This is a genomic window from Olsenella profusa F0195, assembly GCF_000468755.1.
In the GTDB taxonomy this organism is placed as follows: domain Bacteria; phylum Actinomycetota; class Coriobacteriia; order Coriobacteriales; family Atopobiaceae; genus Olsenella_F; species Olsenella_F profusa.
In genome coordinates, this window is the sequence record NZ_AWEZ01000030.1 from 63,626 (window position 1) to 73,712 (window position 10,087).

The 10,087-nt window shown below is 66.2% G+C and carries 11 protein-coding genes, 1 tRNA gene and 1 pseudogene; 5 read left to right on the plus strand and 8 right to left on the minus strand.

The window, feature by feature from the left end; genetic code table 11:
* Window positions 1-69: 69 nt before the first annotated feature.
* Window positions 70-516, minus strand: a complete 447-nt coding sequence (gene rpmE, locus HMPREF1316_RS04165; protein ID WP_021725671.1) for a 50S ribosomal protein L31 — start codon at window positions 514-516, stop codon at window positions 70-72.
* A 181-nt stretch (window positions 517-697) separates the two neighbouring features.
* Here rpmE and HMPREF1316_RS04170 point away from each other — a divergent pair, with 181 nt between their 5' ends.
* Window positions 698-1,510, plus strand: a complete 813-nt coding sequence (locus HMPREF1316_RS04170) for a type III pantothenate kinase (protein WP_040651339.1) — start codon at window positions 698-700, stop codon at window positions 1,508-1,510.
* A 224-nt stretch (window positions 1,511-1,734) separates the two neighbouring features.
* On the opposite strand, the gene HMPREF1316_RS04175 is transcribed toward HMPREF1316_RS04170, so the two are convergent.
* The 4 genes from HMPREF1316_RS04175 to HMPREF1316_RS04190 all read right to left on the minus strand — a co-directional run bounded on the left by HMPREF1316_RS04175 (window position 1,735) and on the right by HMPREF1316_RS04190 (window position 5,312).
* Entirely contained in the window at window positions 1,735-2,316 is a 582-nt protein-coding gene (locus HMPREF1316_RS04175) for a hypothetical protein (RefSeq protein WP_156900995.1), read from the minus strand.
* The gene (folP, locus tag HMPREF1316_RS04180; protein WP_021725685.1) at window positions 2,307-3,746 is read right to left on the minus strand and encodes a dihydropteroate synthase; all 1,440 of its coding nucleotides are present in this window, start codon (window positions 3,744-3,746) and stop codon (window positions 2,307-2,309) included. Before folP ends, HMPREF1316_RS04175 begins: the two co-directional genes overlap by 10 nt.
* 156 nt (window positions 3,747-3,902) lie before the next feature.
* On the minus strand, window positions 3,903-4,472 hold the full coding sequence (gene folE, locus HMPREF1316_RS04185) for a GTP cyclohydrolase I FolE (protein ID WP_040651341.1): 570 nt from the start codon (window positions 4,470-4,472) through the stop codon (window positions 3,903-3,905).
* Between the two features lie 96 nt (window positions 4,473-4,568).
* Entirely contained in the window at window positions 4,569-5,312 is a 744-nt protein-coding gene (locus HMPREF1316_RS04190) for an NAD-dependent protein deacylase (protein ID WP_040651309.1), read from the minus strand.
* A 128-nt stretch (window positions 5,313-5,440) separates the two neighbouring features.
* Here HMPREF1316_RS04190 and HMPREF1316_RS04195 point away from each other — a divergent pair, with 128 nt between their 5' ends.
* Window positions 5,441-6,427 carry a patatin-like phospholipase family protein gene (locus HMPREF1316_RS04195; RefSeq protein ID WP_021725636.1) on the plus strand — a complete coding sequence of 329 codons (987 nt, stop codon included), beginning with the start codon at window positions 5,441-5,443 and terminating at the stop codon, window positions 6,425-6,427.
* Window positions 6,428-6,468: 41 nt separating this feature from the next.
* Window positions 6,469-7,266, plus strand: a complete 798-nt coding sequence (locus HMPREF1316_RS04200; protein WP_021725656.1) for an exodeoxyribonuclease III — start codon at window positions 6,469-6,471, stop codon at window positions 7,264-7,266.
* On the opposite strand, the gene HMPREF1316_RS04205 is transcribed toward HMPREF1316_RS04200, so the two are convergent.
* Together HMPREF1316_RS04205 and serS are read right to left on the minus strand one after the other, a co-directional pair.
* Complete coding sequence (locus HMPREF1316_RS04205; RefSeq protein WP_156900996.1) at window positions 7,256-7,687, minus strand: hypothetical protein; 432 nt, start codon at window positions 7,685-7,687, stop codon at window positions 7,256-7,258. The genes HMPREF1316_RS04200 and HMPREF1316_RS04205 overlap by 11 nt on opposite strands.
* Window positions 7,688-7,809: 122 nt before the next feature.
* Entirely contained in the window at window positions 7,810-9,096 is a 1,287-nt protein-coding gene (gene serS, locus HMPREF1316_RS04210; RefSeq protein WP_021725684.1) for a serine--tRNA ligase, read from the minus strand.
* 138 nt (window positions 9,097-9,234) lie between these two features.
* Here serS and HMPREF1316_RS04215 point away from each other — a divergent pair, with 138 nt between their 5' ends.
* Entirely contained in the window at window positions 9,235-9,462 is a 228-nt protein-coding gene (locus HMPREF1316_RS04215; protein ID WP_021725653.1) for a DUF6724 family protein, read from the plus strand.
* 68 nt (window positions 9,463-9,530) lie between these two features.
* Here the strand turns inward: HMPREF1316_RS04215 and HMPREF1316_RS04220 are convergent.
* Window positions 9,531-9,617 (minus strand) — tRNA-Leu (locus tag HMPREF1316_RS04220).
* Between the two features lie 86 nt (window positions 9,618-9,703).
* Between HMPREF1316_RS04220 and HMPREF1316_RS04225 the strand changes: the two are divergent.
* Window positions 9,704-10,087, plus strand: a pseudogene (locus HMPREF1316_RS04225) (hypothetical protein); the annotation flags it as partial.

The window sequence follows — 10,087 nt, forward strand, 5'->3', positions numbered from 1 at the left end:
ACGAAGGAGGCCGACCCACCAGGGGCCGGCCTCCACATACAGCCTGGCATGCCGTACCTCTCGTGCGCGCTACTCGGCCGCGGGAGCCTCCGTGTCGGCAGCGGTCTCGACGGTCTCGGCGGCAGCTTGGGCCTCGGCGGCAGCCTGCTCGGCCTGCTTGACCGCCTTGGCCTCGGACCTCTTGGCGTACTCGGCGGCACGCCGGGCCTTCTCGGCGGCCTTTGCCTCCTTGGCGGCCTTCTTGGCGGCGGCCTCCTCGGCCGCCCTGGCGGCCTTGGCGGCCTTGGCCTCCTCGGCCCTCTTGAGCTGGGCAGCGGCGGCACCGCCAAACTTGTCGGAGAAGCGCTGGACGCGGCCGCCGGTGTCAACGAGCTTCTGCTGGCCGGTATAGAAGGGGTGGCACTTGTCGCACAGGTCGACGGTCATCTCGCTCTTGGTGGAGCGGGTCTTCCAGGTGTTTCCGCAGGTGCACCGCACGGTGCACTCAACGTACTCGGGATGTATTCCTTGCTTCATGGTTCAGGGCTCCTTCATTGGGCCTGGTTTCCGACCAGGCGAGGAATGTCTCGGCCTCCCGAGACGACGAACTGCAGCAGTGTAGCAGAATGCCAGCCACGCGCCTGGTCCTCTGGACCCATAATATGGAGAATGGATGCATCTGATGGCAGGCAGTGCCTACCAGAGAGGGGAGGACGCCGTGCTTCTTTCCGTGGACGTTGGCAACACGCAGACGACGCTGGGACTGTTCACTGCGGATGGCGCGTGCCGTCGCCAGTGGCGCATGGCCTCGAGGAAGACGGACACGGCCGACGAGCTGCACGAGCGCCTCTTTGGCTACTTTCTGATGCTGGGGCTCGACCTGGGCGACGTCACCGACGTGGCCATCGCCAGCGTGGTGCCCCTGCTCACGCGCGAGTGGACGGACATGATGACGCGCATCCTCAACAAGGGGGACGTGCTGGTGGTGGATGCGACGCGCGATTGCGGCATCGCGATCGCCATGCCCGACCCGCGCCAGGTGGGGGCGGATCGCATCGCCAATGCCGTGGCGGCACGCGCGACGTATGGCTCCCCCGTCATCGTGGTGGACTTTGGCACGGCTACCAACATCGACGTGGTCGATGGGAGGGGCCGCTTTCGTGGTGGCGCCATCATGCCGGGACTCATGCTCTCGGCGGGGGCGCTCTTCTCGCGCGCGGCAAGGCTGTCGAGCGTGAGCCTCGTGGCGCCCGAGCATGCGCTTGGCACCACGACCGAGGAGGCGGTGCAGTCGGGGATCGTCATCGGTGCCGCCGCCCAGGTGGAAGGCCTGGTGGCGCGCATCCGGCACGAGCTGCGCGACGAGGATCCCACCCTGGGGGCGTGCCGTGTGGTGGGCACGGGCGGGCTTGCCGAGGAGATCGCCAAGGCGACGGACCTCTTTGACGCCATCGACCCCGACCTCACGATCCGCGGCATCCGACACATATGGCAGCACCGTGCCACGAAGCGCCAGGGGAGGCGGGGCTAGCTGCCCTCCCCTCTCTCCCTCCGCTCACGCCCCTCCTCCGTTCGTGCAAGGTTTTCTTGCCCAAAACGTCTCGCGTGCGGACTAGAGTCAGCACGCGAGACAGAATCGGCCGAAAAACCTCGCACGATCAACATGAAACCTAGCACGGTCAGCGTGGGACCTACCATGACCGACATAGGACCTCGCACGAACGGAGGAGGGGCGGGAAGCAGCGAGCGAGGCCGCTAGCGGACAGCCCGCAGACGCGCCTGCTCGGGCGCCACCTCCAGCTCGGAGCCATCGGGGCGCCTGATGGCGGCACGCCCCCATGCGTCGATGCCCGCCAGCGTGCCACGGTCGAAGACGCGGCCGTTGGGATGGACGACCTCCACGGGGCGTCCCATGAGGTGCACGAGGTCGAAGTACTCGGACAGGAACGGGGCAAGGGGTCCCGCCTGCGGGCCATGGGCGGCCACGCCCCGCTCCCACACGCCCAGCCGCGCGGCAATCGCCCGGTCGACCCGTCCGAGCAGGGATCGGCTGGGCCGCGGAACATCGCCTGCGGCCGCAAGCGCGAGGCGCACGAACATGCCCCTATCGTCATAGCCGCCCCGCGCCGCGAGCGAGAGCGCGAGCGCACCACCCACCACGACGTCATGCGGCCAGGCGATGCCCACGTCCGTGGCACCCATCGCCCTCAGGGCATCCACCACGCCCAGGGCAGCGCACCACGGGACGCCCACCAGCAGGGCCATGGGGATCTGGGGGCGTACGACGAGGGTGTGCGGCTGCTCGGGCATGGGCACGTCGCCTGCGCCTACTGCCAATCGAGCACGCCAAGCTCGGCGGTCACATGGCCCACGCGCTCCTCGGGCGCATACACGGGCACGCCCGCATGCATGAGGAAGCGGACGGGGTCGTGCAGGAGGTCCTCCATGGGGACGAGCACATAGTCGCGCTCGCCCAGGTGCGGGTGGGGCAGCGTGAGCTTGCCGCCGGCATGCTCCTCGCCCTCCACGAAGACGAGGTCGCAATCGATGGTGCGCGGGCCATGCCCCGGCTGCTTGGGATCGCGTATGCGCTTGAGCTGATCCTCGACGTTGAGCAGCGCGTCAATGAGCACGACGGGGTGCAGCTCGCTGCGTATCTCGGCCACGGCATTGGCCACGGGCGTCGCGATGCCGTAGGCGGGCTCGGTCTCATAGGCACGACTCACCTGCACGACGCACGTGAGCGGAATCTGGTTGATGAGCTTGACCGCCCGCGTGAGGTTGGCCATGCGGTCGCCGAGGTTCGAGCCGAGCGAGACGAACCCCTGACGCGAGTCGGACTTCGAGACGGCCCAGTAGCCGTTGAGCGCCTGGGCGGTACCAGCCACGTCGTGCACGCGCACGATGCGCGCGCCGTGCTCGATGGCGGAGAGCGCCATGCCGACACTGGCGGCGTCACGCCCATCGGGATCGATCACGCCGGAGACCGAGCCCACGAAGCGCTTGCGCGACACCGCCGTCACCACGGGATAGCCCATGGAGGCAAGCTTGTGCGTGGCGCGCTGGATGACGATGTCCTCGTCGGCGTTCTTGTCGAAGCCCGGGCCCGGGTCGATGCAGATGCGGCCGTGGCTGACGCCCGCACGCATGACCAGGCGCGCCTGGTCACCCAAGAAGCCCATGATCTCGCGCATGAGCGGCGCCTCCTCGGGCAGCGTGAAGCGCCTGGTGCTAGTGGGGATCTGGCGCTGCTGCGGGGGCCTACCCGGGCGCGCGGAGTCGAGCGTGACGGAACGGCGGCTGCTGACGCCGCTCAGCTTGTTCCAGTGCATGATGATGCAGCCGCATGAGGATTCGGCGGCCACCTGGATCATGGCAGGGTCCGTAAAGCCGGAAACGTCATTGATGATGGAGACACCCAGGCGAACGGCCATCTTGGCAACGGCGGGGTGGCGCGTATCAATCGAGACGATCGCCGACGGCGCCGCCGCGAGGATGCCGCGGATGACGGGAACGACGCGCTCGCCCTCCTCCTCCGCGGCGAGGGGCGTGTGCCCCGGCCTCGTGGACTCGCCACCCACATCGATGATGTCGGCTCCCTCGTCCAGCATCTGGAGTGCCCGGGCGATGGCCTGCGTCGTGTCGAAGTTGTCTCCCCCATCGGAGAAGGAGTCGGGCGTGACGTTAAGGATGCCCATGACGCGCGGACGCGTGAGCGACAGCTCGTGCCTGCCACAGCGCCAAGTTGAGTAGTCCTCTCGTAGCATGCGCTCGTACCTCCCAGAAGCGGGCCGTCCTTGGCCATATGCCCTCTGATTGTAGTCCCCCGCTCGCCACGGGGGCAAGGGAGCTGCCAAAGTAGCGCAGCCGCTATGCTGCGAGGATACGAAGCGCCCGTGCCGAGCCACCACCTCCCTACCGCATCAGCGGCTCCCTCGCATGATGAGGCTCATGGCCTCGTCACGCGTGGCACCATGGTGCTCGAAGGCGCCGCGCACGGCAGAGGTGGTGGTCTTGGAGCCAGGCTTGCGCACACCGCGCATGGTCATGCAGAGGTGCTCGGCCTCCATCACCACGAGCACGCCCAGCGCATCGACCCCCTCCATGATGGCGTCCGCCACCTGGCGCGTGAGCTGCTCCTGGATCTGGGGGCGCTTGGCGTACACATCGACCACGCGGGCAAGCTTGGAGATGCCACAGACGCGGCCGTCCCTGCCCGGCAGATAGGCCACGTGCGCCATGCCAAAGAAGGGCAGCAGGTGATGCTCGCACAGGGAATAGAACGGGATGTCGCGCACGATGACCATCTCGTGGCAATGGGCGTCAAAGGACTTCTCGAAGAGGGGGGCGGGATCCTGATGGAGGCCCGCACAGCTCTCCTCGAGGGCGCGCGCCACCCGGGCGGGCGTCTCGAGCAGGCCCTCGCGCTCGGGATCCTCGCCCATGCCCTCCAGCATGAGGCGCACGCCCCGCTCGATCCTCGCACGATCCATGTGAGCCCGTTCCGTCATGCTGACCCTCTCCCGCCGCGATGGCATGGACGACCGTTCGCATCCCGCTGCGAGATTGTACCGCCACGCGAGGCCCCGCTACCAATCAAACGCCCTGGCGATGTCGCAGGCGCACACGAGGTCGGCCCGGGCGTCCTCGGGCGTGGGCTCCTGGTTGCAGATGACGAGGTCGTTCCCCGAGAAGTAGCTCACAAGCCCGGCGGCCGGATAGACCACCAGCGAGGTGCCGCCTATGACGAGCAGGTCCGCCTCGCTCAAGGCCGTCACGGCAGCCACGAGGTTGCGCTCGTCCAGCGCCTCCTCATAGAGCACCACGTCGGGCTTGATTGGGCCCCCACACGCCTCGCAGTGCGGCACCCCCGTGGTGGCAAGCACCCACTCCTGCGAATACATGCGCCCACAGCGCTGGCAGACGTTACGGTGCGTGGAGCCATGGAGCTCGATGACGTTCCTGGAGCCCGCCGCCTGGTGCAGGCCGTCGATGTTCTGCGTGATGATGGCCCTAAGCCTGCCCTCCCGCTCGAGGTCGGCAAGCTTCCTGTGCACCTGGTTGGGCCTGGCGTCGGGGGCGCACATCATGGTGCGGTAGAAGTCGAAGAACTCCTCCGGGTGCTCGACGTACAGGTGGTGGCTCAGCAGCTCCTCGGGCGAGTACGCGCTGGAGAAGTGCTGGTGGTAGAGGCCTCCCGGACTGCGGAAGTCGGGAATGCCGCTTGCCGTGGAGACGCCTGCCCCGCCAAAGAACACCATGTCGTGCGCCTTGTCCACATGCTCCCTGAGCGCGCGGGCCGCCTCATGTGGGTCTGTGATCGTCTGAGCCATATCGCCCTCCCCCTGACGCCATGGGCCCATGGTAGCGCCTCGCCCTTTTAGGTTTCGTTGTCCTTTGTCAGGTGGTGCACGATGGCGCCCAAAAGGGGAAGACTGGGAAAAACGACCAAGGGTAGGCTATGGACACTCTCACCAACAACATCCTCGATTGTGCGCTGGTCTTTGAGGGCGGCGGCTACCGCGCGGCCTACACGGCGGGCATTGCGCGCGTGCTTTTGGAACAGCAGATGTACTTTGACTTTGTGTGTGGCCTCTCCGCCGGCGCAAGCCATACGGTCGACTATGTCTCGCGCGACCTGCATCGCACGCGGTGGGCCTTCATGGGGCACAAGCCCACAGGCGTGCAGATTGGTGGCATACCCTCCCTGGTACGGGGCATGGGCTACTTCAATGCCGACTATCTCTATGCGGGCTGCGTGGAGGATGGGTACCTGCCCTTCGACTGGGACACGTTCCAGGCCAACCCGACACGCATTCGCATCCAGGCCTTCGAGCGCGACAGCGGCCGCACACTGACGTTTGGCAAGGAGGACATGCCCGACGTCATCACCACCATCAACCTGGTGCGTGCCAGCTCGACGCTCCCCGGCATGATGAAGCCCCTGCCTATGGATGGCCGCGTGCTGCTGGATGGCGGACTGGGCCACGGCGCCGGCATCCCCCTGCACATGGCCGAGGAGGCGGGCTACCACAAGTTCTTCTTCGTGGCGACGCGCCCCAAGGGCTATCGCAAGATGCCGCCCTCCAAACGCGACCGCATGCTGTATGGCGTGATCGCGCGGGATCATCCCTATCTGCGCCATGCCCTGCTCACCCGCTGGGAGCGCTACAACGACGAACTGGGGCGCATGGAGCGTCTGGCTCGTGAGGGACGCTGTCTCGTCGTGTACCCCGACGAGATGCCCGTCCAGAACAGCACGCTCGACACCGCACGCCTTGAGGCGGCCTATGACATGGGCCACGCCCAGGGGATGCGCGACCTGCCCCAGTGGCGTGAGTTCCTGTTTGGCGCACCCGACGCCGGCCCGCACCCCGATCCTGCGGACATACGCGAGCGCATCCGCCGGGCGGACGGCAATGACGACTATATTGTTCTGGAGCCATAGGCCCACCGCCCCTGCCACCCGCCAACCAACAAGGAGACGCCTTGCCCACCACCACCAACGACGCCACAGGACGCGAGCTCACGCTCGTCTCGTGGAACGTGAACGGCCTGCGCGCCGTCATAAGGAAGGATCCCGGCTTTGCCGAGGTGTTCTCCTCGTGCGACGCCGATGTCTTTGCCATCCAGGAGACGAAGCTCCAGGAGGGCCAGATCGAGCTGGACATCCCGGATTACACACAGACGTGGAACTATGCCAAGCGCAAGGGCTATTCGGGCACCGCGGTCTTCAGCCGGGAGGAGCCTCTCTCCGTCATACGACGAATCGGCTCGCCCGTTGCGGATGACGAGGGGCGCGTGTGCGCGCTGGAGTTTCCCACCTACTGGTTCGTGGACGTCTATACGCCCAACTCCAAGGACGGGCTCGCCCGCCTGGACGAGCGCATGACGTGGGACGAGCGCTACCGCGCCTTCCTGTCTGGCCTTGCCGAGGACAAGCCCGTCATCACCTGTGGGGACTTCAATGTGGCCCATGAGGAGATCGACCTCAAGAACCCCGCCACCAACCATCAGAACGCAGGCTTCTCGGACGAGGAGCGCTCGAGCTTCGGCAGGCTGCTGGATGCGGGCTTCACCGACAGCTTCCGCAGGCTCTACCCCGACCGTACGAATGCCTACAGCTGGTGGAGCTATCGCATGCGCGCCCGTGAGCGAAACGTGGGGTGGCGCATCGACTACTTTCTGGTGAGCGACGACGCGGCCAACCGCATCGAGGGCGCGTCCATCCTCTCGGACGTGTATGGCAGCGACCACTGCCCCATCGAGCTGCGGATCAGGCTATAGGACGGTGCAGGGCACGCGACGGTACCGTGCCACAAGGTCGCCCATACCCGCTAGGCGATGACGAAAGATCTGCCGTCCGCTTGAGAGGGGGCGTACCGTCGGCCACTGGTGGCCTGAAGACGACGTCCTTGCTTCCCAGCCCGCTGTAGGTATAGGGGATGCCCAGCGCATCGAGGGCGTCCTCCACATCTATGAGCGCACCTCCATGCTCGAGAAAGCCTGACAGGGCATCTCGCGCACCCACCACATCCCAGCCACGTATATCCAGGCGCTGGGTATAGAGCGTCTCCCCATAGACCAGACGCGTGGTGGGACCAGAGCTCACCTGCTCGATGCGTACGCCGTCCCCATGGGTCCCCACGCGTACCACACGATGCTCGTCGGCATCAGACTCTTCCCATATGACCTCTGACTCTTCCATGGCCATGGGCTCCTCTCATCGGCTTTTCTTAAAAGTAGAACAACTGTTCCTATTTGTCAACTACCTTTCGGGAGGGGAGGGAACCCCTTCCCCCTGGCGCCCCGCAGGGCGGGGACCCACGGTCAGTGCTCCGGCCGTATGGCCTCAAGGCCGCGCATGTAGGGACGCAGGGCCTTGGGCACCGTGATGGAGCCGTCGGCGTTCTGATAGTTCTCCATGATGGCGGCCATCGTGCGGCCCACGGCCAGGCCGGAGCCGTTGAGCGTGTGCACCAGGCGTGTGCCCTTGAACTCCTTGGGATCCCGGTAACGGATGTTGGCGCGACGGGCCTGGAAGTCCCAGCAGTTGGAGCAGGAGGAGATCTCCTTGTAGGCATCATAGCTGGGCAGCCAGACCTCGAGGTCGTAGCACTTGGTGGCGGAGAAGCCAAGGTCGCCCGTGCAGAGCGTGACCACGCGGTAGGGCAGGCCCAGAAGCTGCAGGCAGCTCTCGGCCTCGACCACCATGGACTCGAGCTGGTCCATGGAGTCCTCGGGCCTGGCGAACTTGACCATCTCGACCTTGTCGAACTCATGCACGCGAATGATGCCACGGGTGTCGCGGCCGGCGGAGCCCGCCTCCTCGCGGAAGCACGGCGTGAAGGCCGTGTACCACAGGGGCAGCGAGGCGCCGTCGAGCACCTCGTCCCGATGGATGTTGGTGAGCATGACCTCGGCCGTGGGGATGAGGTACATGCCACCGTTCACGTGGAAGAGATCCTCGTCGAACTTGGGCAGCTGACCCGTGCCAAAGAGTGAGTCGTGGTTGGTGATGACGGGTGGCCACCACTCCTTGAAGCCGGCCTGCACGTGCTGGTCGACGAAGAAGTTGATGAGGGCGCGCTCCATGAGGGCGCCCGTGCCTCCCAGCAGGTAGAAGCGGGTGCCGGCGAGCTTGACGCCGCGATCGAAGTCGATCATGCCACAGGAGGGACCGAGGTCCCAGTGGGCCTTGGGCTCGAAGGCGAACCGTGTCGGCTCGCCCCAGCGGCGCACCTCGGGGTTGTCGGAGTCGTCCCTGCCGTAGGGCACGGACTCGTGGGGGATGTTGGGGATGGCGGCAAGCAGGTCAAAGAGCTCCCCCTCGGTCTGGTCGCGCCTGTCGTTGAGCTTTGCGATGCGTCTCTTGTTAGCCGCGACCTCGGCCTTTGCGGCCTCGGCCTCGTCCCGTCTGCCCTCGCGCATGAGCTGGCCGATGAGCTTGGACGCGGCATTGCGATCGGCCTGCAGCCGCTCGACCTCCGTGATGGTGGAGCGACGCTCCTCGTCGAGCTCGAAGAAGCGTTCGCGGTCCCAGTGGGCATTCTGGCGAGACGCGCAGGACGTGTCCACGATGTCGGGATTCTCTCGAACGAACTTGATGTCGAGCATGACGGTCCTCTCGGTTGTCGCTACGTCTCGATGGGCGACGCGGCATGGCTGCGTCCGGCGCACACCTGATGCCCAAGTATATACTTGTGATGAGGCCATACGGCCGATGCATGGCTTCCCTCATGGAAGGAGCGCGCGATGGAGCAGGTGTCACGGTTCTTTGATTGGCTCTTTGGCACGCGGCCCGGCGTGCTGACCCTCGTGGGCGGCGGCATCGTGCTGTTCTTCATCATCTCGCTGGTGCTGGAACGTCGCACGCATCGCCTGTACAAGAACCACGAGAGGTCCGAGGACGATTGGGATCTCTTTGATGACGAGGATGACTCCGAAAGCGGTTGGTCGGCCTTCGATGACGACAACGTGTAGCAACGTCGCCCGTCCCCAGAGGCGTCCACGAAAAAGGGAGCTCCCGCGGGAGCTCCCTCTCTGTGAACTGGTGCGGGCGAAAGGACTTGAACCTTCATGAGATTGCTCTCATACGGACCTGAACCGCACGCGTCTGCCAATTCCGCCACGCCCGCGTAGGCCAGTATCGTACCCCAAGTCCCGTGCTACGGCAACGGTCATTTCATGTCGCTATAATCGTGTCTCACGAGGGGGCGTGGGCATGGGCGTGGTGGTCTCGCTTATAGTGCTGGCAGCGGTCCTGGTCGCAGGCCGTCTTCGGCACGGCCTGCGCGGGACCCTCGTCATCACGCTGTCGCTGGCCCTGATGGCGGGGATGCTGCCGGGATGCGTGCCGCCCATACCGGGACAGCCCTCGGCCTCCTCCCGGGATGGCTCCCCCGCCTGGACCGCATGGTCGGAGCAGGACGCCCCCAACTACGTGAGGCTCGTGGGGAAGGCGCACATAGATGCCCCGCTCTCCCCGGGCCAGGTGACGTACGCGCCGCTCGATGCGCAGGGTCGCGCGGGCACCGTGAGGGCATGCATCACCAGCGGCCTCATGCGCGCGGGCGAGGGCCGCGAGCGGGAGGCGGCACCCGACCCC

What these genes read in the sequence shown, in the direction of transcription:
- rpmE (WP_021725671.1), bottom strand. Translation starts at nt 516, where the DNA reads ATGAAGCAAGGAATACATCCCGAGTACGTTGAGTGCACCGTGCGGTGC.
- folP (WP_021725685.1), bottom strand. Translation starts at nt 3,746, where the DNA reads ATGCTACGAGAGGACTACTCAACTTGGCGCTGTGGCAGGCACGAGCTG.
- folE (WP_040651341.1), bottom strand. Translation starts at nt 4,472, where the DNA reads ATGGATCGTGCGAGGATCGAGCGGGGCGTGCGCCTCATGCTGGAGGGC.
- HMPREF1316_RS04190 (WP_040651309.1), bottom strand. Translation starts at nt 5,312, where the DNA reads ATGGCTCAGACGATCACAGACCCACATGAGGCGGCCCGCGCGCTCAGG.
- HMPREF1316_RS04195 (WP_021725636.1), top strand. Translation starts at nt 5,441, where the DNA reads ATGGACACTCTCACCAACAACATCCTCGATTGTGCGCTGGTCTTTGAG.
- HMPREF1316_RS04205 (WP_156900996.1), bottom strand. Translation starts at nt 7,687, where the DNA reads ATGGAAGAGTCAGAGGTCATATGGGAAGAGTCTGATGCCGACGAGCAT.
- serS (WP_021725684.1), bottom strand. Translation starts at nt 9,096, where the DNA reads ATGCTCGACATCAAGTTCGTTCGAGAGAATCCCGACATCGTGGACACG.
- HMPREF1316_RS04215 (WP_021725653.1), top strand. Translation starts at nt 9,235, where the DNA reads ATGGAGCAGGTGTCACGGTTCTTTGATTGGCTCTTTGGCACGCGGCCC.